The 21,050-nt window shown below is 60.9% G+C and carries 20 protein-coding genes; 13 read left to right on the plus strand and 7 right to left on the minus strand.

Annotation, left to right across the window (positions count from 1 at the left end; genetic code table 11):
• Positions 1 to 5: 5 nt before the first annotated feature.
• The 7 genes from CAF79_RS15350 to hisC all read left to right on the plus strand — a co-directional run bounded on the left by CAF79_RS15350 (position 6) and on the right by hisC (position 5,870).
• Positions 6 to 656 (plus strand): phospholipid-binding protein MlaC, encoded by a 651-nt coding sequence (locus CAF79_RS15350; protein WP_085698467.1) that lies wholly within the window; start codon positions 6 to 8, stop codon positions 654 to 656.
• On the plus strand, positions 653 to 958 hold the full coding sequence (locus CAF79_RS15355; RefSeq protein ID WP_085698468.1) for a lipid asymmetry maintenance protein MlaB: 306 nt from the start codon (positions 653 to 655) through the stop codon (positions 956 to 958). Before CAF79_RS15350 ends, CAF79_RS15355 begins: the two co-directional genes overlap by 4 nt.
• Before the next feature lie 115 nt (positions 959 to 1,073).
• Complete coding sequence (locus CAF79_RS15360) at positions 1,074 to 1,313, plus strand: BolA family protein (RefSeq protein WP_039769303.1); 240 nt, start codon at positions 1,074 to 1,076, stop codon at positions 1,311 to 1,313.
• Positions 1,314 to 1,335: 22 nt separating this feature from the next.
• Positions 1,336 to 2,601 (plus strand): UDP-N-acetylglucosamine 1-carboxyvinyltransferase, encoded by a 1,266-nt coding sequence (gene murA, locus CAF79_RS15365; protein ID WP_085698469.1) that lies wholly within the window; start codon positions 1,336 to 1,338, stop codon positions 2,599 to 2,601.
• A 127-nt stretch (positions 2,602 to 2,728) separates the two neighbouring features.
• Positions 2,729 to 3,364 (plus strand): ATP phosphoribosyltransferase, encoded by a 636-nt coding sequence (gene hisG / locus CAF79_RS15370; protein ID WP_065260859.1) that lies wholly within the window; start codon positions 2,729 to 2,731, stop codon positions 3,362 to 3,364.
• Positions 3,365 to 3,489: 125 nt separating this feature from the next.
• The gene (gene hisD / locus CAF79_RS15375) at positions 3,490 to 4,815 is read left to right on the plus strand and encodes a histidinol dehydrogenase (protein ID WP_085698470.1); all 1,326 of its coding nucleotides are present in this window, start codon (positions 3,490 to 3,492) and stop codon (positions 4,813 to 4,815) included.
• A gap of 2 nt (positions 4,816 to 4,817) precedes the next feature.
• Entirely contained in the window at positions 4,818 to 5,870 is a 1,053-nt protein-coding gene (gene hisC, locus CAF79_RS15380) for a histidinol-phosphate transaminase (RefSeq protein ID WP_085698471.1), read from the plus strand.
• 48 nt (positions 5,871 to 5,918) lie between these two features.
• Here the strand turns inward: hisC and CAF79_RS15385 are convergent, their stop codons facing one another.
• The 3 genes from CAF79_RS15385 to algW form a co-directional block, all read right to left on the minus strand.
• Positions 5,919 to 6,638, minus strand: coding sequence for a DUF4198 domain-containing protein (locus CAF79_RS15385; RefSeq protein WP_085698472.1), 720 nt, complete (start codon positions 6,636 to 6,638; stop codon positions 5,919 to 5,921).
• A gap of 12 nt (positions 6,639 to 6,650) precedes the next feature.
• A complete protein-coding gene (locus tag CAF79_RS15390) occupies positions 6,651 to 8,756 on the minus strand; it encodes a TonB-dependent siderophore receptor (protein WP_085698473.1) in 2,106 nt (701 codons plus the stop codon).
• Positions 8,757 to 8,843: 87 nt separating this feature from the next.
• A complete protein-coding gene (gene algW, locus CAF79_RS15395; protein WP_085698474.1) occupies positions 8,844 to 10,001 on the minus strand; it encodes a Do family serine endopeptidase AlgW in 1,158 nt (385 codons plus the stop codon).
• A 103-nt stretch (positions 10,002 to 10,104) separates the two neighbouring features.
• On the opposite strand from algW, the gene CAF79_RS15400 reads away from it, so the two are divergent.
• The 3 genes from CAF79_RS15400 to cysN all read left to right on the plus strand — a co-directional run bounded on the left by CAF79_RS15400 (position 10,105) and on the right by cysN (position 13,938).
• Positions 10,105 to 10,863, plus strand: a complete 759-nt coding sequence (locus CAF79_RS15400) for a Nif3-like dinuclear metal center hexameric protein (RefSeq protein WP_085698475.1) — start codon at positions 10,105 to 10,107, stop codon at positions 10,861 to 10,863.
• A 249-nt stretch (positions 10,864 to 11,112) separates the two neighbouring features.
• Positions 11,113 to 12,030: a sulfate adenylyltransferase subunit CysD gene (gene cysD / locus CAF79_RS15405; RefSeq protein ID WP_007953546.1), complete on the plus strand. Its 918-nt coding sequence runs from the start codon at positions 11,113 to 11,115 to the stop codon at positions 12,028 to 12,030.
• A gap of 9 nt (positions 12,031 to 12,039) precedes the next feature.
• Complete coding sequence (gene cysN, locus CAF79_RS15410; protein ID WP_085698476.1) at positions 12,040 to 13,938, plus strand: sulfate adenylyltransferase subunit CysN; 1,899 nt, start codon at positions 12,040 to 12,042, stop codon at positions 13,936 to 13,938.
• Between the two features lie 163 nt (positions 13,939 to 14,101).
• On the opposite strand, the gene CAF79_RS15415 is transcribed toward cysN, so the two are convergent.
• The 3 genes from CAF79_RS15415 to CAF79_RS15425 are packed head-to-tail and all read right to left on the minus strand — an operon-like array spanning position 14,102 to position 17,510.
• Entirely contained in the window at positions 14,102 to 15,007 is a 906-nt protein-coding gene (locus tag CAF79_RS15415) for an acyltransferase (RefSeq protein ID WP_085698477.1), read from the minus strand.
• Positions 15,008 to 15,011: 4 nt separating this feature from the next.
• The gene (gene pta, locus CAF79_RS15420; protein ID WP_085698478.1) at positions 15,012 to 17,111 is read right to left on the minus strand and encodes a phosphate acetyltransferase; all 2,100 of its coding nucleotides are present in this window, start codon (positions 17,109 to 17,111) and stop codon (positions 15,012 to 15,014) included.
• A 60-nt stretch (positions 17,112 to 17,171) separates the two neighbouring features.
• Complete coding sequence (locus tag CAF79_RS15425; RefSeq protein WP_227234467.1) at positions 17,172 to 17,510, minus strand: DUF3565 domain-containing protein; 339 nt, start codon at positions 17,508 to 17,510, stop codon at positions 17,172 to 17,174.
• Here CAF79_RS15425 and CAF79_RS15430 point away from each other — a divergent pair.
• From CAF79_RS15430 to CAF79_RS15440, 3 genes are all read left to right on the plus strand, one after another.
• Complete coding sequence (locus CAF79_RS15430; protein ID WP_085698479.1) at positions 17,479 to 17,964, plus strand: peptidylprolyl isomerase; 486 nt, start codon at positions 17,479 to 17,481, stop codon at positions 17,962 to 17,964. The genes CAF79_RS15425 and CAF79_RS15430 overlap by 32 nt on opposite strands.
• A 122-nt stretch (positions 17,965 to 18,086) precedes the next feature.
• The gene (locus CAF79_RS15435) at positions 18,087 to 18,569 is read left to right on the plus strand and encodes a glutathione peroxidase (RefSeq protein WP_007959082.1); all 483 of its coding nucleotides are present in this window, start codon (positions 18,087 to 18,089) and stop codon (positions 18,567 to 18,569) included.
• A gap of 157 nt (positions 18,570 to 18,726) precedes the next feature.
• Positions 18,727 to 19,830: an NADH:flavin oxidoreductase gene (locus CAF79_RS15440; protein WP_085698480.1), complete on the plus strand. Its 1,104-nt coding sequence runs from the start codon at positions 18,727 to 18,729 to the stop codon at positions 19,828 to 19,830.
• On the opposite strand, the gene CAF79_RS15445 is transcribed toward CAF79_RS15440, so the two are convergent.
• A complete protein-coding gene (locus tag CAF79_RS15445) occupies positions 19,799 to 21,019 on the minus strand; it encodes a glycosyltransferase family 1 protein (protein ID WP_085698481.1) in 1,221 nt (406 codons plus the stop codon). The genes CAF79_RS15440 and CAF79_RS15445 overlap by 32 nt on opposite strands.
• Between the last annotated feature and the right edge of the window lie 31 nt (positions 21,020 to 21,050).

Consider the following 21,050-nt stretch of genomic DNA (forward strand, 5'->3'; position numbering starts at 1 on the left):
TTTGAATGATCTCTACCTTGCGACGTGGCCTGTTGGTGTTGCTTGCGGCGCTGCCGCTGGTGGCTAACGCCGTGGCGGTACAGTCGGCGCACGATCTGGTTCAGGACACTACAAACCGGATGCTCGCCGATCTGTCGGCCAATAAAGAGAAGTACAAGCAGGATCCACAGGATTTCTACACGGCGCTGAACACCATCGTCGGCCCTGTGGTAGATGCCGAAGGCATTTCCAAGAGCATCATGACGGTCAAGTATTCGCGCAAGGCAACCCCGGCGCAGATGAAGACCTTCGAGGAAAACTTCAAGCGCGGCCTGTTCCAGTTCTACGGCAATGCGCTGCTTGAGTACAACAATCAGGGCATTACCGTTGATGCGCCCAAGGACGAGTCTGGCGACCGCACCAGCGTCGGCATGACCGTCAAGGGCAACAACGGCGCGATCTATCCGGTGTCGTACACCCTGGAGAAGATCAACGGCGAGTGGAAACTGCGCAACGTCATCATCAACGGCATCAACATCGGCAAGCTGTTCCGTGACCAGTTCGCCGACGCGATGCAGCGCAATGGCAACGACCTGGACAAGACCATCAACGGCTGGGCCGGGGAAGTCGCCAAGGCCAAGCAGTCGGCCGAGCAGAACGAGAAGCCTGCCCAATGACCGAGTCGGCCATTCGTCTGGACGAAGCCAGTGAGCTGCAGCTCAGTGGCGTGCTGGATTACCGCACCGCGCCTGATCTGCGCGAGCAGGGCCGGGCGCTGATCAAGTCGTGCAATGCCCCGGCATTGGTGATCGATTGCTCGGCGGTGGAGAAGTCCAGCAGCGTCGGTCTGTCGCTGCTGCTGTGCTTCATTCGCGATGCGAAGGCCGCCGGCAAGGCGGTCAGTATTCGCGGGATGCCCGAAGACATGCGCGAAATTGCTCAGGTCAGCGAGCTGACCGAGCTTCTGGCGCAACCCTGAACCCGCATCAATAGAGAAGCCCCCCGTCAGAGTCCTGCGCAGCGGGGTTCGCAGGCGCGGGGCTTTTTTGTATGATGTCCGACCCGTGCGCACAGGGCGCCGATTGAGGTTGAGCATGCAGGCCGTAGAAGTGAAGAGCTTCCTTGAAGGAAAGCTGCCAGGAACGCTGGTGGAAGTTGAAGGCGAAGGCTGCAACTTTCAGCTGAACGTGATTAGTGATGAACTGGCGGCGTTGAGCCCGGTCAAGCGTCAGCAAAGCATCTATGCCCATTTGAACCCTTGGATCGCCGATGGCAGCATCCACGCGGTCACTATGAAATTTTTCAGCAGCGCGGCCTGGGCCGAGCGCACCTGAGCCCTAGGGCGTCGAGATTCTTATGGATAAATTGATAATTACCGGTGGCGCTCGTCTTGATGGCGAGATCCGCATCTCCGGGGCGAAGAACTCCGCCCTGCCGATCCTGGCCGCCACCCTGCTGTGCGATGGCCCGGTTACCGTTGGCAACCTGCCGCACCTGCACGACATCACCACCATGATCGAGCTGTTCGGTCGCATGGGCATCGAGCCTGTGATCGACGAAAAGCTCAGCGTCGAAATCGACCCGCGCACCATCAAGACCCTGGTCGCTCCGTACGAGCTGGTGAAAACCATGCGCGCCTCGATCCTGGTACTGGGTCCGATGGTTGCGCGTTTCGGTGAAGCCGAAGTCGCACTGCCTGGCGGCTGCGCCATCGGTTCGCGTCCGGTCGACCTGCACATCCGTGGCCTGGAAGCCATGGGCGCGGTCATCGACGTCGAAGGCGGCTACATCAAGGCCAAGGCGCCTGAAGGCGGCCTGCGTGGCGCGCACTTCTTCTTCGATACCGTCAGCGTGACCGGTACCGAGAACATCATGATGGCCGCTGCTCTGGCCAAGGGCCGCAGCGTGCTGCAGAACGCCGCTCGCGAGCCGGAAGTCGTCGACCTGGCGAACTTCCTCAACGCCATGGGTGCCAAGGTATCCGGCGCCGGTACCGACACCATCACCATCGACGGCGTCGAGCGTCTGGGTTCGGCTTTCTATAAGGTCATGCCTGACCGTATCGAAACCGGCACCTACTTGGTGGCCGCTGCGGTCACCGGTGGCCGCGTGAAGGTCAAGGACACTGATCCGACCATCCTTGAAGCCGTTCTGGAAAAACTCCGTGAGTCCGGCGCAGAAGTCACCACCGGTGAAGACTGGATCGAGCTGAACATGCACGGCAAGCGCCCGAAAGCGGTCAACGTGCGCACTGCGCCGTACCCGGCGTTCCCGACCGACATGCAGGCGCAGTTCATCTCGCTCAATGCCATTGCCGAAGGCACCGGTGCCGTGATCGAGACGATCTTCGAAAACCGCTTCATGCACGTATACGAACTGCACCGCATGGGCGCCAAGATCCAGGTCGAAGGCAATACGGCCATCGTGACCGGTACTGAAATCCTGAAGGGCGCGCCAGTGATGGCAACCGACCTGCGGGCCTCGGCCAGTCTGGTGATCTCGGCCCTGATGGCCGAAGGCGATACCCTGATCGACCGCATCTACCACATCGACCGTGGTTACGAATGCATCGAGGAAAAACTGCAGATGCTGGGCGCGAAGATCCGTCGCGTTCCGGGCTAGTCGCTGCATCTGGACACAGGGAAGTGTCCGTTGAATTCGTTTTGATCGGGGGTGGCAACGCCCTCGATGTATGTCCGGCGCCGATTGCGACCGGACATGAGTACCTTGATAAGGACTGACGTTTCCCATGTTGACCATCGCACTGTCCAAGGGCCGCATCCTTGACGACACCCTGCCGCTTCTCGCCGAAGCGGGCATCGTGCCGACCGAGAATCCGGACAAGAGCCGCAAGCTGATCATCCCCACGACCCAGGAAGACGTTCGCCTGTTGATCGTGCGGGCCACCGACGTGCCGACCTATGTCGAGCATGGCGCGGCCGACCTCGGCGTTGCCGGTAAAGACGTGCTGATGGAATACACCGGCCAGGGTCTGTACGAGCCGCTGGATCTGCAGATTGCCCGGTGCAAGCTGATGACTGCCGGCAAGGTCGGCGCCGTCGAGCCCAAGGGCCGCCTGCGCGTCGCCACCAAATTCGTCAATGTCGCCAAGCGCTACTACGCCGAGCAGGGCCGTCAGGTCGACATCATCAAGCTTTATGGCTCGATGGAGCTGGCACCGCTGATCGGCCTGGCCGACAAGATCATCGACGTGGTCGACACCGGCAACACCCTGCGCGCCAACGGCCTGGAACCCCAGGAACTGATCGCCACGATCAGCTCGCGTCTGGTGGTCAATAAAGCTTCGATGAAAATGCAACACGCCCGAATCCAGGCGTTGATCGACACCCTGCGCAAGGCAGTGGAGTCTCGACACCGCGGCTGATGTACCTGCGCGACGTTAAGTCGCGCCCGTCTATCCGCCTCATAGCCAGAATCTCAGGTGCCCAAGCGGATCGAATGGTAATTTCGGGCGCCTGAGTTTTTTGCCATTCCTATGAGGCTCTCGCTATGACCGCACCGACTGCAATTCGCCGACTCAACGCTGCTGACCCGGATTTCGCGCATCATCTGGATCATCTGCTGAGCTGGGAAAGTGTGTCTGACGACTCGGTCAATCAGCGGGTGCTGGACATCATCAAGGCTGTGCGCGAGCGCGGTGACGCGGCGCTGGTCGAGTTCACCCAGAAATTCGATGGCCTGGAAGTCGCTTCGATTGCGGACCTGATCCTGCCGCGCGAGCGCCTGGAACTGGCCCTGACCCGCATCACTGTCCCGCAACGCGAAGCGCTGGAAAAAGCGGCGGCCCGCGTGCGCAGCTATCACGAAAAACAGAAGCAGGATTCCTGGAGCTACACCGAAGCCGACGGCACGGTGTTGGGCCAGAAAGTCACGCCACTGGATCGCGCCGGTCTGTACGTGCCGGGCGGCAAGGCGTCGTATCCGTCATCGGTATTGATGAACGCGATTCCGGCCAAGGTTGCCGGCGTGGCCGAAGTGGTCATGGTGGTGCCGACCCCGCGCGGTGAAGTCAACGAACTGGTGCTGGCAGCAGCGTGCATTGCCGGTGTTGACCGGGTGTTCACCATCGGTGGCGCGCAAGCCGTTGCCGCGTTGGCCTATGGCACCGAAAGCGTGCCGCAGGTGGACAAGGTTGTCGGCCCGGGCAACATCTACGTCGCCACTGCCAAGCGTCACGTGTTCGGTCAGGTCGGCATCGACATGATCGCCGGCCCGTCGGAAATCCTCGTGGTATGCGACGGCCAGACCGATCCGGACTGGATCGCCATGGACCTGTTTTCCCAGGCCGAGCACGATGAAGACGCCCAGGCAATCCTGGTCAGCCCGGACGCCGAATTCCTCGACAAGGTTGCCGCCAGCATCGACAAACTGCTGCCGACCATGGATCGCGCCACCATCATTGAAACCTCGATCAATGGCCGTGGCGCCCTGATTCACGTGCGCGACATGGCCCAGGCCATCGAAGTCGCCAACCGTATCGCCCCGGAACACCTTGAACTGTCGGTCGCCGACCCGCAGGCCTGGCTGCCGCAGATCCGCCACGCCGGCGCGATCTTCATGGGGCGTCACACCTCCGAAGCGCTGGGCGACTACTGCGCCGGTCCGAACCACGTGCTGCCGACCTCCGGCACTGCGCGTTTCTCCTCGCCGCTGGGCGTGTATGACTTCCAGAAACGTTCGTCGATCATCTTCTGCTCCGAGGCCGGTGCTTCGGAACTGGGCAAGACTGCATCGATCCTGGCCCGTGGCGAATCGCTGAGCGCCCACGCGCGCAGCGCCGAATACCGCATCAAAGACGACGTGAAGGGGAACTGAACATGAGCAAATTCTGGAGCCCGTTCGTCAAGGATCTGGTGCCTTACGTGCCGGGCGAGCAGCCGAAGCTGACCCGTCTGGTCAAGCTCAACACCAACGAAAACCCGTACGGCCCGTCGCCAAAAGCCTTGGCGGCGATGCAGGCCGAACTCAACGACAACCTGCGTCTGTATCCGGATCCGAACAGCGACCGGCTGAAAAACGCTGTCGCCGAATACTACGGCGTGCAGAGCAATCAGGTGTTCCTCGGCAACGGTTCGGATGAAGTGCTGGCGCACATCTTTCACGGCCTGTTGCAACACGATCAGCCGATCCTGTTCCCGGACATCAGCTACAGCTTCTATCCGGTCTACTGCGGTCTCTACGGCATCACGTTCGACGCGGTGCCGCTGGATGCGCAGTTCCGGATCAACCCGGCCGACTACGCCAAACCGAACGGCGGGATCATCTTCCCCAACCCGAACGCGCCGACCGGTTGCCTGCTGGCGCTGGAAGCGGTCGAGCAGATCCTCAAGGCCAGCCCGGATTCAGTGGTGGTGGTCGACGAGGCCTACATCGACTTCGGCGGCGAAACCGCGATCAGTCTGGTCGAGCGTTATCCGAACCTGCTGGTCACCCAGACGCTGTCCAAATCCCGTTCGCTGGCGGGCCTGCGGGTCGGTCTGGCGGTCGGCCATCCGGATCTGATCGAGGCGCTGGAACGGATCAAGAACAGCTTCAACTCCTACCCGATCGATCGCATGGCCAATGTCGGCGCGGCGGCAGCGTTCGAGGATCGCGAGTACTTCGACAAGACCTGCGCACTGGTCATAGAGAGTCGCGAGTGGGTGGTTGCGCAGTTGCAGGCCAAAGGTTTTGAAGTGCTGCCGTCAGCGGCCAACTTCATCTTCGCCCGGCATCCGCAACACGATGCGGCGGGGCTGGCGGCCAAACTGCGTGAGCAGGGCGTGATCGTGCGCCACTTCAAGCAGGAGCGGATTGCCCAGTTCCTGCGGATCTCGATCGGCACGCCGGAACAGAATCAGGCGTTGATCGACGGTCTGGGCGAACTCTGAAACGACGCTGATCCCTGTGGGTTCAGTCCCGCAGGGATCAGCGCTGGTTTATTCGTGATGCGGCTCGCCAAGGAACGTCAACGAACTGAACAACCCTCTGCTGCTCACCTCTGCACTGTCCTTCACCGGCACTTCCACCTGCGCCGCAATCACATTCAATCCCTCATTACGCACCAGCACCTGAGCGCGGCCGTCCTTGTCGGTTTCAGTGCTCAAGGTATTCGGCGCGCTGCGGTAGTCACCGATCAACTTCACGCCCGCGGCCGGTTTGCCATCCAGCAACACCCGCACCGGCAATGATTTCCCCGGGCCGACGGTCAGCGGATCGACCTCCGGCAGAATCAGCAATTTGATCTGATCCAGTTTGGGCAGCTTCGCTCCCGGCTGATAAATCGCCAGGCTGTACTTGAGGGTCTCGGTCGACTCAATGGCGCCCGGGACTTTACTGCGACCCTCGTTGATCCATTTTTTGTCAGCGGTTTTCGACCACATGCCATTGTTCAGGGCCACGGCCAACACAGCCGGCGGCTTCAACGGTTGCAGGCGGGCATGATCCGCCAGGCGCTGCACGCTGACGGGAATCATCTTGCCGCTTGCGTCATAGGCCCACGCTCCGCTGACTTTCTGCGGTTTGAACGCATTGTCCTCGGCACCGTGGCCGTAGACGACTTCGATATTGCCGCGCCGTTGTTCGGTCCACAAACCATGGGCCGAGGCGTGAGTGGCGAAGAGCGCGGCGATGAACAGCAGGGATTTGCCGTATTGCATGGAGACGTCCTTTTACAGGTTGAGTGTCAGGCTGACCGTGAAATTGCGCGGCTCGCCGGGGTTGACCCAGTAGTTGCTGTACGAGCGCTCGTAATACTTTTCGTCGAACAGGTTGTTCAGGTTCAGGCCGAGAGTGACGGTGTCGCTGGCCTTGTAATGGGCCAGCAGGTCGACGGTGTGATAGGCCGGCAGCTCGAAATCGCTGCCGGACTCACCCGAGCGGTCACCGACGTAAGTGAACGCCGCGCCGATATCCGAGCCGCGCAAGCGGCCGTCCTGAAACTCGTAGACACCCAGCAGGCTGCCGCTGCGTTTGGCCACCCCGAGGATGCGGCTACCGGCAGGAATCGCGGCATCACCCTTGGTGACTTCGGCGTCGATCCAGGCGAAGGCGCCGATAACCCTGACGGCGTCGGTGACTTGCCCGGTGACTTGCAGATCGAAACCCCGGCTGCGGGCCTTGCCCATGGCGCGGCTGGTGTCGGTGCCCGGGTCGAGGGCGAGGACGTTTTCCTTGTCGATATGGAAGAAGGCGAGGGTGCTGCTTAACCGTTCGTCGAACAGCTCGTTCTTGATGCCGATTTCGTAACCCACACCTTCCTCCGGATCGAAGGATTTGCCAGTCGCATCGAGGCCGTTGTTCGGTTTGAATGAGGTCGAGGCGTTGGCGAACAGGCCGATGTCCGGTGTCAGTTGATAGAGCAGGCCGGCACGTTGAGTGAGCGCATCGTGGGTCTGGCGGCTGGTGGTGTTGCGGCTGTGGTCATCGATGTTTTGCTCAAAGTGCTCCAATCGCGCCCCGATCATCCCACGCAGTTTTTCGCTGAAGACGATTTGATCCTGCAGGTTCAGCGCACGGCTTTCGACGTGTTCGAAGAAGTCCGTGCCGGAGCGTGCACCGTTGGGTTTGGGCTGGCCGTATACCGGGTTATAGATATCGATGGCGTAAGGCCTGCCGGCGATGTTGGTGACGCGCTCGTTCTTGCGGAAGTTCTCGTACTCGCTGCCGATCAGCAGTTCGTGCTGCCAGGTGCCAAGGTCGAACAGACCGCGCAGTTCCAACTGGGTGATGCTGTCGTGCCAGTTGGTATCGCGTTCGCGATAGCGGCGGTTGACTGAGTGGCCATCGGCATTCAAAGGACGGCTTTCAGAGGCGAATCCCCAGAGTTTGCCTTCCTTGTAGTGGCTGGCCAGGCGCAGTTTCCAGGCATCGTTGAGGTGGTGCTCAAGCGTGGCTTGCAGTCTGTTGTTGTGGTTGTCGATGTTGCCGTCGTTCGGTTCACCCAGGAATGTCGAACGCGAGACGCCGCTCCATTTATTGTTTGGCGCAACAATGCCGCGGTCGAAGGTCGAGCTATGACGTACGAATTCGCTCTCCACCAGCAGGCTGGTGTCCGGGTTCAACCGCCAACTGAAAGAGGGGGCGACGAATACACGTTTACTGTCGACGTGGTCGCGAAAACTGTTGTTGTCCTCGACCGCGAGGTTGATCCGCGACAGCACATCTCCCTGATCATCCAGCGGCGTGTTGACGTCCAGCGCAGTGCGATAACGATCCCAACTGCCGGCACTGGTTTGCAGGGTAGTAAACGCTTCGGGCTGCGGTTTTTTGGTGACGATGTTTACCGTGCCACCCGGATCGCCTCGGCCGTACAGGCTGGCGGCTGGTCCTTTGAGCACTTCGATGCGCTCGATGTTGGCAGCGTCAGGTGTGCTCGGGTAGCCACGGTTGGCGCTGAAGCCGTCCTGGTAAAACTCGGAAGTAGTGAAGCCGCGCACACTGTATTCGTAAAGCGTCAGGCCGCCGAAGTTGTTTTGCTTCGACACGCCGCCGGCGAATTCCAGCGCACGTTCGACGCTGGTACTACCCAGATCCTTGAGTACGGTGGCGGGCACCACGCTGATGGCCTGTGGAATATCGCGGATTGCGGTGTCGGTTTTGGTGGCGCTGGACGAGCGCGTAGCGCGGTACCCTTTGACCGGACCGGTAGGGGATTCGTAATCGGAGGTGACGCTGATGGTATCGAGTTCAAGCGTTTGCGGTTCATCGGCAAACACGGGATCGCCAAGCAGGCCAAGGGTCAGGCCGAGCAGAGAAGCCTTTTTTCGAGACGACATGTTATGTTGTTCCAATGTATTAATTGAAACAATATAACATGCCCGTTGAGAATGTCTGTTATTCGCGCCATTGGCGCGAACAAAGTCTTACTGTTCTTTCTCTTGCACCGGCGCTGGCGGCGGACGCAGGCCGATTTCAGCGGTCAGCTTCAACTCCTTGCCATTGCGCATCACCTGAATCGTGACCTTGTCGGTCGGTTTGATTCGCGCTACCTGGTTCATCGACTTACGGCCATCACCGGCCGGTTCGCCGTCGATGCTCAGGATCACATCACCCAGTTGCAAGCCGGCCTTCTGTGCCGGGCCGTCGCGGAAAATGCCCGCCACCACGATTCCCGGGCGCCCGGACAGGCCAAACGACTCGGCCAGTTCCTGGGTCAGCGGCTGCACTTCAATGCCGAGCCAGCCGCGAATCACCTGACCGTGCTCGATGATCGATTTCATCACTTCCATCGCCAGTTTCACCGGGATTGCGAAGCCGATGCCTTGCGAGCCGCCGGACTTGGAGAAGATCGCGGTGTTGATGCCGGTGAGGTTACCGTTGGCGTCTACCAGCGCGCCGCCGGAGTTGCCCGGGTTGATCGCGGCGTCGGTCTGAATGAAGTCTTCGTAGTTGTTCAGGCCCAGTTGATTGCGGCCGGTGGCGCTGATGATGCCCATGGTCACGGTCTGGCCGACGCCGAACGGGTTGCCGATGGCCAGTGCGACGTCGCCGATGCGGATGTTGTCGGAACGGCCGACGGTGATCGACGGCAGGTTTTTGAGATCGATCTTCAGGACGGCGAGGTCGGTTTCCGGATCGCTGCCGATCACCCGGGCCAGGGTTTCGCGACCGTCCTTGAGCGCCACGACGATCTGGTCGGCGCCACTGGTAACGTGGTTGTTGGTCAGAATGTAGCCTTCCGGGCTCATGATCACGCCGGAACCGAGGCTGGACTCCATGCGTTTCTGCTTCGGCGAATTGTCACCGAAGAAGCGGCGAAACTGCGGATCCTCGAACAACGGATGCGCCGGTTTGGCGATGACTTTGGTGGTGTAGAGGTTGACCACTGACGGCGCGGCGATGGTCACCGCGTCGGCATAGGACACCGGCCCCTGCTGCACGCTGGTGGTCTGCGGGGCCTGTTGCAGGTTGACGTCAAGGCTTGGAAGCCCGACCCACTGCGGGTAACGCTGAATAATCAACAGAGCGATAAGTACGCCGGCCAACAGCGGCCAGCCGAAAAAACGCAGCGCCTTGAGCATTAAGCACGTCCTGGAAAAGTTGCAGGCGGGGTCAGACCGCCCATAATGTCGCGCATTATACGAGGCCGCGCGCGCCTCTGAACGGGATTTTCAGGAGTCTTTCATGGCCGTTGCCCTCAGTACCCTGGTCGAAGAAGCCGACCGTTACCTCGGCAGTGCGAAAATTGCCGATTATTGCCCCAACGGTCTGCAGGTCGAAGGCCGTCCGCAGGTGATGCGCATCGTCAGCGGCGTCACCGCCAGTCAGGCGCTGCTCGATGCTGCCGTCGAGGCCGAAGCCGATCTGGTGCTGGTGCATCACGGTTATTTCTGGAAGGGCGAGAACCCGTGCATCACCGGCATGAAACAGCGCCGTCTGAAGACGCTTCTCAAGCACGATATCAGCCTGCTCGGTTATCACCTGCCGCTGGATCTGCACCCGGACGTCGGCAACAACGTGCAGCTTGCGCGTCAGCTGGACATCACCGTCGAGGGGCCGCTGGATCCGGACAACCTGAAGGTCGTCGGTCTGGTCGGTTCACTGAGCGAGCCCATGACCCCGCGCGACTTCGCCCGCAAAGTGCAGGAAGTCATGGGCCGCGAGCCGCTGCTGGTCGAGGGCAGTGCGATGATTCGTCGGGTCGGCTGGTGCACCGGGGGCGGTCAGGGCTACATAGACAATGCCATCGCCGCCGGCGTCGATCTGTTCCTCAGCGGCGAAGCCTCCGAGCAGACATTCCACAGCGCCCGGGAAAACGACATCAGCTTCATCGCCGCCGGCCACCACGCCACCGAACGCTACGGCGTGCAGGCGCTGGGCGACTATCTGGCGAAGCGGTTTGCCCTTGAGCACATCTTCATCGACATCCCGAACCCGATCTGAATTCACCCAAATCCTGTGGGAGCGAGCTTGCTCGCGAAGAGACAGTATCAGTCGCCATCATTGTTGAATGGCAGACCGCTTTCGCGAGCAAGCTCGCTCCCACATTGGCTTTCATCACCCGAACGGGCGGGCATATTCATATGCCCTTTCGATCTAGTTGGCGTCCTGATTAGAAGAGGTCGCTGTGCTAGGATTCGACGCTCGAACACGGCCCGCTGGCCGTTCATAAGAAAGCTTTCGTGAGTAGCCATGGTCGACAAACTGACGCATCTGAAACAGCTGGAGGCGGAAAGCATCCACATCATCCGCGAGGTGGCCGCCGAGTTCGACAACCCGGTGATGCTGTACTCCATCGGTAAAGACTCCGCCGTGATGCTGCATCTGGCACGCAAGGCGTTCTTCCCGGGCAAACTGCCGTTTCCGGTGATGCACGTCGACACCCGCTGGAAATTCCAGGAGATGTACAAGTTCCGCGACAAGATGGTCGAAGAGCTGGGCCTGGATCTGATCACCCACGTCAACCCGGATGGCGTTGCGCAGGGCATCAACCCGTTCACCCACGGCAGCGCCAAGCACACCGACATCATGAAGACCGAGGGCCTGAAGCAGGCGCTCGACAAGCATGGTTTCGACGCAGCCTTCGGCGGTGCCCGTCGCGATGAAGAGAAGTCCCGCGCCAAGGAGCGCGTCTACTCGTTCCGTGACAGCAAGCACCGCTGGGACCCGAAGAACCAGCGTCCCGAGCTGTGGAACGTCTACAACGGCAAGGTCAACAAGGGCGAATCCATTCGTGTGTTCCCGCTGTCGAACTGGACCGAGCTGGACATCTGGCAGTACATCTACCTCGAAGGCATCCCGATCGTACCGCTGTACTTCGCGGCCGAACGTGAAGTGATCGAGAAGAACGGCACGCTGATCATGATCGACGACGAGCGCATCCTCGAGCACCTGTCCGACGAGGACAAGGCGCGCATCGTCAAAAAGAAAGTGCGTTTCCGTACCCTTGGCTGCTACCCGTTGACGGGCGCGGTGGAGTCCGAGGCCGAAAGCCTGACGGACATCATTCAGGAAATGCTCCTGACGCGAACTTCCGAGCGCCAGGGCCGGGTCATCGACCACGATGGCGCAGGCTCGATGGAAGACAAGAAACGTCAAGGCTATTTCTAAGGGGCTGTCATGTCGCACGCATCTGATTTGATCAGCGAGGACATCCTCGCCTACCTGGGCCAGCACGAACGTAAAGAGCTGCTGCGCTTTTTGACCTGCGGTAACGTCGATGACGGCAAGAGCACCCTGATCGGGCGCCTGCTGCACGACTCGAAAATGATCTACGAAGATCACCTGGAAGCCATCACCCGCGATTCGAAGAAAGTCGGCACCACCGGTGACGACATCGACCTGGCATTGCTGGTCGACGGCCTGCAGGCCGAGCGCGAGCAGGGCATCACCATCGATGTCGCGTACCGCTATTTCTCCACCGCCAAGCGCAAATTCATCATCGCCGACACCCCCGGCCATGAGCAGTACACCCGCAACATGGCCACCGGTGCGTCCACCTGTGACCTGGCGATCATCCTGGTCGACGCCCGTTACGGCGTGCAGACCCAGACCCGTCGCCACAGCTTTATCGCCTCACTGCTGGGCATCAAGCACATCGTTGTCGCCATCAACAAGATGGACCTCAAGGGCTTCGATCAGGGCGTGTTCGAGTCGATCAAGGCCGACTACCTGAAGTTCGCCGAAGGCTTGAAGATGAAGCCTACGAGCATGCACTTCGTGCCGATGTCCGCCCTGAAGGGCGACAACGTGGTGAACAAGTCCGAGCGCTCGCCTTGGTACACCGGCCAGTCGCTGATGGAAATCCTTGAGACCGTGGAAGTGGCGGGCGACCGCAACTTCACCGATCTGCGTTTCCCGGTGCAGTACGTCAACCGTCCGAACCTGAACTTCCGCGGTTTCGCCGGCACCCTGGCCAGCGGCATCGTCAAGAAGGGCGACGAAGTCGTGGTCCTGCCGTCGGGCAAGAGCAGCCGCGTGAAATCCATCGTCACCTTCGAAGGTGAACTGGAACACGCAGGTCCTGGCCAAGCGGTAACGCTGACCATGGAAGACGAGATCGACATTTCCCGTGGCGACCTGCTGGTGCACGCCGACAACGTCCCGCCAGTGACCGACAGCTTCGAAGCGATGCTGGTGTGGATGGCTGAAGAGCCGATGCTGCCGGGCAAGAAATACGACATCAAGCGTGCTACCAGTTACGTGCCGGGCTCCATCGCCAGCATCGTCAACAAGGTCGACGTCAACACCCTCGAAGAGGGCCCGGCGAGCGCGTTGCAGCTCAACGAAATCGGCAAGGTGAAGATCGCGCTCGACGCGCCGATCGCCCTCGACGGTTACGACAGCAACCGCACCACCGGCGCGTTCATCGTTATCGACCGTTTGACCAACGGCACCGTCGGCGCCGGCATGATCGTCGCTCAGCCAGTGACCCACGGTACGGCCACGCACCACGGCAAAATGGCCCATGTAGCGACCGAAGAGCGCGCTCAGCGTTTCGGTCAGCAACCGGCTACCGTGCTGTTCAGCGGCCTGTCGGGCGCTGGCAAGAGCACCTTGGCGTACGCCGTCGAGCGCAAGCTGTTCGACATGGGTCGCGCGGTGTTTGTACTCGATGGCCAGAACCTGCGTCAGGATCTGAACAAAGGTCTGCCGCAGGATCGCGCCGGGCGTACCGAGAACTGGCGTCGTGCCGCGCACGTGGCGCGTCAGTTCAACGAAGCCGGTTTGCTGACCCTGGCGGCGTTCGTTGCGCCAAGTGCCGAAGGTCGCGAGCAGGCCAAGGAACTGATCGGCAAGGATCGCTTGCTCACGGTCTACGTGCAGGCCTCGCCGACAGTGTGCGCCGAACGTGATCCGCAAGGGCTGTACGCCGCTGGTGGCGACAACATCCCGGGCGAATCCTTCCCGTACGACGTGCCGCTCAACGCCGACCTGGTGATCGACACGCAGTCGCTGAGTCTGGAAGAAAGCGTCAAGCAAGTGCTGGAGCTGTTGCGGCAGCGCGGCGCGATTTAAGCACTGAAGCAGCGACAAGCTTCCAGTTTCAAGCGGCAAGAAAAAGCCCGTCGATGAGCAATCATCGGCGGGCTTTTTTTGTGCCGGGTGATCGTTCCCACGCGGAGCGTGGGAATGATCAAACGATCAACTGTGGGAGCGAGCCTGCTCGCTCCCACAGGGGTCAGTGTTTGGGTGGATATTCGCGGTGCATCTGCTCCAGCAACGCATCCTTGTCCAGCCACAGCTGATTGATCCAGCCCTGAAACTGCAATCGATACTCGCCGTCCTGGTCGTAGTTCTTGCCGATGAAGGCCGGCGGGATTTTGATTTCCTCAAAATGCACCACCACATCGCGCACATTGCCGCAGAGCAAATCCCAGAACCCTGGACGCCCCGCTGGATAATGAATCGTCACGTTGACGATCGATTCCAGCTGTTCGCCCATCGCATCCAGTACAAACGCAATGCCGCCGGCTTTTGGTTTGAGCAAGTATTTGAACGGCGATTGCTGCTGTGCATGTTTGCCTTCGGTGAAGCGCGTGCCCTCGACGAAGTTGAAGATGCCTACCGGGTTGTCGCGGAATTTCGCGCAGGTCTTGCGGGTGGTTTCCAGGTCTTTGCCTTTCTTTTCCGGGTGTTTTTCCAGATAGGCTTTCGAATAGCGTTTCATGAATGGAAAGCCCAGCGTCCACCACGCCAGACCGATCACCGGGACCCAGATCAGCTCCTGTTTAAGGAAAAACTTCAGCGGCTGGATGCGTCGGTTGAGCACGTATTGCAGCACCAGGATGTCGACCCAGCTCTGGTGATTGCTGGTGATCAGGTACGAGTGTTGATAGTCCAGACCTTGCAGGCCGCTGAGGTGCCAGCGGGTGCGGCGCACCAGGTTCATCCAGCCTTTGTTGTTACTGATCCAGGCTTCGTGAGTGTGGCTCATCAGCCAGCGCGATGCGCGGCGTGCGAGGTCGAACGGCAGCACTTTGATCAGTGCCACGAGAAACAGGAACGAGCACAGCACAATGGTGTTCAGCGCCAGCAGCAGCGCGGCGATCACGCCGCGCAAGTTGGCAGGGAGAAAAGCCAGCATCGGGTCAGATATCCAGAGGTCGGTTGGCAGCCTGAATCGCGGTCAGGGCAATGGTGTAGACGATGTCGTCGACCTGCGCGCCGCGCGGCAGATCGTTCACCGGTTTGCGCAGGCCTTGCAGCATCGGGCCGAGGCTGACGCAGTCGGCACTGCGTTGCACGGCCTTGTGGGTGGTGTTGCCGGTGTTCAGGTCAGGGAACACGAACACCGTGGCGCGACCGGCCACCTGGCTGTTCGGCGCCAGTTGCCGGGCCACGTTTTCGTTGGCGGCGGCGTCGTACTGCAACGGGCCGTCGATCAGCAGCGAGTGCTGTTGTTCGTGGGCGAGCAGGGTGGCTTCGCGAACCTTTTCGACTTCTTCGCCGGTGGCGGATTCGCCGCTGGAGTAACTGATCATCGCCACCCGTGGCGTGATGCCGAACGCGGCGGCCGAGTCGGCGCTTTGCAGGGCGATTTCGGCCAGTTCGCTGGCGCTCGGGTGCGGGTTCATCACGCAGTCGCCGTAGACCAGCACTTCTTCGGGAAACAGCATGAAGAACACCGACGACACCAGCGTGCAGCCCGGCGCCGTTTTAATCAGCTGCAAGGCCGGGCGGATGGTGTTGGCGGTGGTGTTGATAATGCCGGAAACCAGTCCGTCGACTTCATCCAGCGCCAGCATCATGGTGCCGATCACCACGGTGTCTTCCAGTTGCTGCTCGGCCATCGGCGCATTGAGGCTTTTGCTCTTGCGCAGGGCGACCATCGGTTCGACGTAGCGCTCGCGGATCAGATCCGGATCGAGGATTTCCAGCCCCGGCGGCAGGACGATGCCCTGAGCCCGGGCGACGGCTTCGACATCCGCCGGTTTGGCCAGCAACACGCAACGGGCAATCCCGCGTTCCTGGCAGATCGCAGCCGCTTGCACGGTGAGCGGCTCGCTGCCTTCGGGCAGGACAATGCGCTTGTTGGCAGCCTGCGCGCGTTGAATCAATTGATAGCGGAACACCGCCGGCGACAGGCGCATTTCCCGCGGTGTACCGCAGCGCTGGTGCAGCCAGTTGGCGTCCAGGTGACTGGCGACGAAGTCGGTGATGATCTCCGCGCGTTCACGGTCATCGACGGGAATTTCCTTGTTCAGGCCGTTGAGCAGGTTCGCGGTGTCGTACGAGCCGGTGCTCACCGACAGCACCGGCAAGCCAGCCTGCAACGCGCCACGGCACAGGTCCATGATGCGCGGATCGGGCAGGGTGTCGCTGGTCAGCAGCAGGCCGGCCAGCGGCACGCCGTTGATCGCGGCGAGGCTGACGGCGAGGATGATGTCGTCGCGATCGCCGGGAGTCACCACCAGCACGCCGGGCTTGAGCAGATCCACGGTGTTGCGCATGGTGCGCGCGCAAATGATGGTCTTGGTCATGCGCCGGGTTTCGTAGTCGCCGGCGTTGAGCACCTGGGCGCCCATCAGGTCGGCGACGTCGCGGGTGCGCGGGGCGTTGAGTTCCGGCTGGAACGGAATGCAGCCGAGCAGACGGAAATCACCGGTGCGCAGCAAGGGCGAATGCTCTTTCAGGCGCGCAGCGAAGGCGTCCATGCTCTCGTCGGTCTTGACCTTGTTGAGGATCACGCCGAGGACTTTCGGGTCCTTCGGCCCGCCGAACAGTTGCGCCTGCAACTCGACGCGGCCGGAAAGTTCGGTCAGCACTTCGTTTTCCGGGGCCGAGACCAGTATCACCTCGGCATCCAGGCTCTTGGCCAGGTGCAGGTTGACCCGCGCGGCGTAGCTGGCGCTGCGGGTAGGCACCATGCCTTCGACGACCAACACGTCTTTGCCGATGGCTGCCTGCTGGTAGAGGGTGATGATTTCTTCGAGCAGCTCGTCGAGCTGACCGTCGCCGAGCATCCGCTCGACATGGGCCAGACCCAGTGGCTGTGGCGGTTTCAGGCCGTGGGTGCGGGCCACCAGTTCGGTGGAGCGCTCAGGGCCGGTGTCGCCCGGATGCGGCTGGGCGATCGGTTTGAAGAAGCCGACTTTCAGCCCGGCCCGTTCCAGCGTACGCACCAGCCCGAGGCTGATGGAGGTCAGACCCACACCAAAGTCGGTGGGCGCGATAAAAAAAGTTTGCATGCGGATTCTCTAAGGGTGCATGGCAATGGCGATCGTCTCTGTGTGCCGATCTGCCGAGATTCAGTCGCCAAGGTTATCGCTAACCGAGGCTTGAGCGCACCAACCGCAAGCAAAGGGTTGGCCTATTTTTTCAATGCGTTGCGTGGCGTCCAGAACCCACGCCCGGGACTGCCAGGGCGGGAGGTGGCGCAGGTGCTGGGTATGGCCGCAGGACAGCTCGGCGACCCAGTGGCCGTCCTCGTCCTGATGGAATCCGGTGACGGTCACGGGCGCCAATCGATCCCGTCTGTCCGGGTTCTGTTCGCTTTCGGGCAAATCCTTGTTTAGACTTGTCCGTTCTTCATTCTTATGCAAAAGGTCTCGCCCCATGCTGATCGCCGCCAATAAGGCTGTCTCCATCGACTATACCCTGACCAACGACGCTGGTGAGGTCATCGACAGCTCCGCCGGCGGCGCTCCGCTGGTCTACCTGCATGGCGCAGGCAACATCATCCCGGGCCTGGAAAAAGCCCTGGAAGGTAAAGAAGTCGGCAACGAGCTGGAAGTGTCCGTCGAGCCGGAAGATGCCTACGGCGAATACGCCGCTGAACTGGTCAGCACCCTGAGCCGCAGCATGTTCGAAGGCGTTGACGAGCTGGAAGTCGGCATGCAGTTCCACGCTTCGGCGCCGGACGGCCAGATGCAGATCGTCACCATCCGTGACCTGGACGGCGACGACGTTACCGTCGACGGCAACCACCCACTGGCCGGTCAGCGCCTGAACTTCAAAGTGAAGGTCGTTGCCATCCGTGACGCCAGCCAGGAAGAAATCGCTCATGGTCACGTCCATGGCGAAGGTGGCCATCACCACTGATTTTCTGCGCTAAGCTCAGAGAACTGGAGAGGCGCCCGAGGGCGCCTTTTTAGTCCGCGGCTGTCCTTGGTGCCCTCGCCAAGTGGCTGTTTCGAGTAGAACACGGGAATCTGGAGTTCGTCATGAGTGCTTTTCACGACCTTAAGTTGACAGCCCTGGATGGTCAGGAGCTACCGCTGGCACCCTTCAAGGGCCAAGTCGTGCTGGTGGTCAACGTCGCCTCCAAATGCGGCTTGACCCCACAGTACGCGGCGCTGGAAAACCTTTATCAGCAATACAAAGGCAAAGGCTTCAGTGTGCTGGGCCTGCCGTGCAACCAGTTTGCCGGTCAGGAACCGGGCAGTGAGCAGGAGATCCAGGAATTCTGCAGCCTCAACTATGGCGTGAGTTTTCCGTTGTCGAAAAAGCTCGAAGTCAACGGTCACGACCGTCATCAGCTGTACCGCCTGCTGGCGGGCGAGGGCGCGGAGTTTCCCGGTGACATCACCTGGAATTTCGAGAAATTCCTGCTCGGCAAGGACGGTCGGGTACTGGCCCGCTTCTCGCCGCGCACGGCGCCGGATGATCCTTCGGTGATTACGGCGATTGAAAAAGCCTTGAGTTGAAACACGAAAATCGCAGCCATTGAGCTGCGATTTTTTTCGCCTGCCTTTTGACCCTTAATCATTCAGATCAATAGTGCTATCGGGCGTTTGAAACTCCCCATATTATCGCCGTCATATGAATTGCGTGCCCGTCGATCAATTTTTCGTGGAGCTTCCCATGCCCGTGCAAGCCCTGTTCAAACCGTTCCAGCTCGGTGCCCTCGAACTGCCGACCCGCGTGGTCATGGCGCCGATGACCCGTTCGTTCTCTCCGGGCGGCGTGCCCAATTCCAAAGTGATCGAATACTACCGTCGTCGCGCGGCGGCCGGTGTCGGCCTGATCATTACCGAAGGCACCACCGTCGGCCATCAGGCATCCAACGGTTACCCGAACGTGCCGCACTTCTACGGCGAAGCAGCCTTGGCCGGCTGGAAGAAAGTCGTGGATGCGGTACACGCCGAAGGCGGCAAGATCGTTCCGCAACTCTGGCACGTCGGCAATGTGCGCCGTCTGGGCACCGAGCCGGACGCGAGCGTGCCGGGTTATGGCCCGTCGGAAAAACTCAAGGACGGTCAGGTCGTGGTGCACGGCATGACCAGACAGGACATTCAGGACGTGATCGCAGCCTTCGCCCAAGCGGCGAAAGATGCCCAAAGCATCGGCATGGACGGCGTGGAAATCCACGGCGCCCACGGTTACCTGATCGACCAGTTCTTCTGGGAAGGCAGCAACCAGCGCACGGACGAATACGGTGGCAGCTTGGCCAACCGTTCGCGTTTCGCCATCGAGCTGATTCAGGCTGTGCGTGCGGCGGTGGGCGAAGGCTTCCCGATCATCTTCCGTTTCTCGCAGTGGAAACAGCAGGACTACACCGCGCGTCTGGTGCAAACCTCTGAAGCGCTGGGGGAATTCCTCAAGCCGTTGTCCGACGCCGGGGTGGATATTTTCCACTGCTCGACGCGCCGTTTCTGGGAGCCTGAGTTTGACGGCTCCGACCTGAACCTGGCCGGCTGGACACGCAAGCTGACCGGCAAACCAACCATCACCGTCGGCAGCGTCGGCCTCGATGGCGAGTTCCTGCAGTTCATGGTCAACACCGACAAGGTCGCGCAACCGGCCAGTCTGGAGAAACTGCTGGAGCGTCTGAACAACGACGAGTTCGATCTGGTGGCAGTGGGGCGTGCGCTGCTGGTCGATCCGGACTGGGCGCAGAAAGTGCGCGAAGGCCGCGAGCAGGACATTCTGCCGTTCAGCCGTGAGGCGTTGATGACGCTGGTTTGATCGATGTGGGAGGCTTGTCGTGCAGGTTGCGGCAAGCCCCCAGCAAATGGTTTTCAAACTGTTCGACGATGGCCGCCCAACCCTGGCGGCTGGCGTGCTGGCGTGCGTTCAGGCGTACGCAGCGCAACCTTTCGTCTTCTTCCAGCAGCCATGCGGCTGCCTCGCAGAACGCCTCTTCATCTCCGGGCATTGCCAGTACGCCGTTGTATCCATGGCGAATATGCTGGGCCGCCGCGGCCTGATCGTAAGACACCACCCCAAGGCCTGAGGCCAGCGCTTCCAGCACGACGTTGCCAAAGGTCTCGGTCAGGCTCGGAAACAGAAACACATCCCCCGACGCATAGTGCGCCGCCAGCGCTTCGCCCCGTTGCGAGCCGCAGAAAATCGCCTCGGGCAGTTCGTTTTCCAGTGCCATTCGTTGCGGTCCGTCGCCGACCACGATCAGCTTCAGGTTGCGCTGTGGATAAGTGCCGGCGAGCTTTTCGAAACTGCGCTTGAGCAAGCCGAGATTTTTCTCCGGCGCCAGGCGTCCTACGTGAATGACAGCAATGTCCCGTTCGCCAAGACCCCATTGCTCACGCAAGGCATTCAGGCGTTTGGCCGGGTGGAACAACTGACTGTCGACACCCCGGGACAGCAGCGCCAGGCGCTCGAAGTGCCGACGCTCCAGCTCCAGGCGCTGGCTGACGCTCGGCACCAGGGTCATGGCCGAACGATTGTGAAACCAGCGCAGATAGTGGGTGAGCAAGCGCGTCAGCAAGCCCAGCCCGTACGGGTGGGTGTATTGCTGAAAGTTGGTATGAAAACCACTGACCACGGCAATCCCCAGGCGCCGTGCCGCGCGTAACGCCGACAGCCCGAGCGGACCTTCGGTGGCGATATAGAGCACGTCGGGGCGATGGCGCGTCCAGCGTCGCAACAGCTTGTGCATCGACGACTGGCCCCATTGCAGCCCCGGATATCCCGGCAACGGCCAGCCCCGGCACAGCAGCAGGGCGTCGTCTTCACTGCGCTGCGGATCGTCAGCCTGACGCGGTCGCACCAGTTCCACCCGATGCCCGCGTGCGCGCAAACCGTCGCACAAGCGGCCAAGGGTATTGGCCACGCCGTTGATTTCCGGTGGGAAGGTTTCGCTGATGAGGGTGATATGTAGAGCTGTCGTCATGGCCTCAGTGTCGGCTGAGGCCATGTCGTGGTTGTGACGTTCCGATGATGGATTT

It is taken from the genome of Pseudomonas sp. B26(2017) (genome assembly GCF_002113045.1).
Classification (GTDB): Bacteria; Pseudomonadota; Gammaproteobacteria; order Pseudomonadales; family Pseudomonadaceae; genus Aquipseudomonas.

Excerpts from the sequence above, each read along its gene's own strand:
- CAF79_RS15350 (WP_085698467.1), top strand. The coding sequence starts at position 6 with ATGATCTCTACCTTGCGACGTGGCCTGTTGGTGTTGCTTGCGGCGCTG.
- CAF79_RS15355 (WP_085698468.1), top strand. The coding sequence starts at position 653 with ATGACCGAGTCGGCCATTCGTCTGGACGAAGCCAGTGAGCTGCAGCTC.
- CAF79_RS15360 (WP_039769303.1), top strand. The coding sequence starts at position 1,074 with ATGCAGGCCGTAGAAGTGAAGAGCTTCCTTGAAGGAAAGCTGCCAGGA.
- murA (WP_085698469.1), top strand. The coding sequence starts at position 1,336 with ATGGATAAATTGATAATTACCGGTGGCGCTCGTCTTGATGGCGAGATC.
- hisG (WP_065260859.1), top strand. The coding sequence starts at position 2,729 with ATGTTGACCATCGCACTGTCCAAGGGCCGCATCCTTGACGACACCCTG.
- hisD (WP_085698470.1), top strand. The coding sequence starts at position 3,490 with ATGACCGCACCGACTGCAATTCGCCGACTCAACGCTGCTGACCCGGAT.
- hisC (WP_085698471.1), top strand. The coding sequence starts at position 4,818 with ATGAGCAAATTCTGGAGCCCGTTCGTCAAGGATCTGGTGCCTTACGTG.
- CAF79_RS15385 (WP_085698472.1), bottom strand. The coding sequence starts at position 6,638 with ATGCAATACGGCAAATCCCTGCTGTTCATCGCCGCGCTCTTCGCCACT.
- CAF79_RS15390 (WP_085698473.1), bottom strand. The coding sequence starts at position 8,756 with ATGTCGTCTCGAAAAAAGGCTTCTCTGCTCGGCCTGACCCTTGGCCTG.
- algW (WP_085698474.1), bottom strand. The coding sequence starts at position 10,001 with ATGCTCAAGGCGCTGCGTTTTTTCGGCTGGCCGCTGTTGGCCGGCGTA.
- CAF79_RS15400 (WP_085698475.1), top strand. The coding sequence starts at position 10,105 with ATGGCCGTTGCCCTCAGTACCCTGGTCGAAGAAGCCGACCGTTACCTC.
- cysD (WP_007953546.1), top strand. The coding sequence starts at position 11,113 with ATGGTCGACAAACTGACGCATCTGAAACAGCTGGAGGCGGAAAGCATC.
- cysN (WP_085698476.1), top strand. The coding sequence starts at position 12,040 with ATGTCGCACGCATCTGATTTGATCAGCGAGGACATCCTCGCCTACCTG.
- CAF79_RS15415 (WP_085698477.1), bottom strand. The coding sequence starts at position 15,007 with ATGCTGGCTTTTCTCCCTGCCAACTTGCGCGGCGTGATCGCCGCGCTG.
- pta (WP_085698478.1), bottom strand. The coding sequence starts at position 17,111 with ATGCAAACTTTTTTTATCGCGCCCACCGACTTTGGTGTGGGTCTGACC.
- CAF79_RS15430 (WP_085698479.1), top strand. The coding sequence starts at position 17,479 with ATGCTGATCGCCGCCAATAAGGCTGTCTCCATCGACTATACCCTGACC.
- CAF79_RS15425 (WP_227234467.1), bottom strand. The coding sequence starts at position 17,510 with ATGGAGACAGCCTTATTGGCGGCGATCAGCATGGGGCGAGACCTTTTG.
- CAF79_RS15435 (WP_007959082.1), top strand. The coding sequence starts at position 18,087 with ATGAGTGCTTTTCACGACCTTAAGTTGACAGCCCTGGATGGTCAGGAG.
- CAF79_RS15440 (WP_085698480.1), top strand. The coding sequence starts at position 18,727 with ATGCCCGTGCAAGCCCTGTTCAAACCGTTCCAGCTCGGTGCCCTCGAA.
- CAF79_RS15445 (WP_085698481.1), bottom strand. The coding sequence starts at position 21,019 with ATGGCCTCAGCCGACACTGAGGCCATGACGACAGCTCTACATATCACC.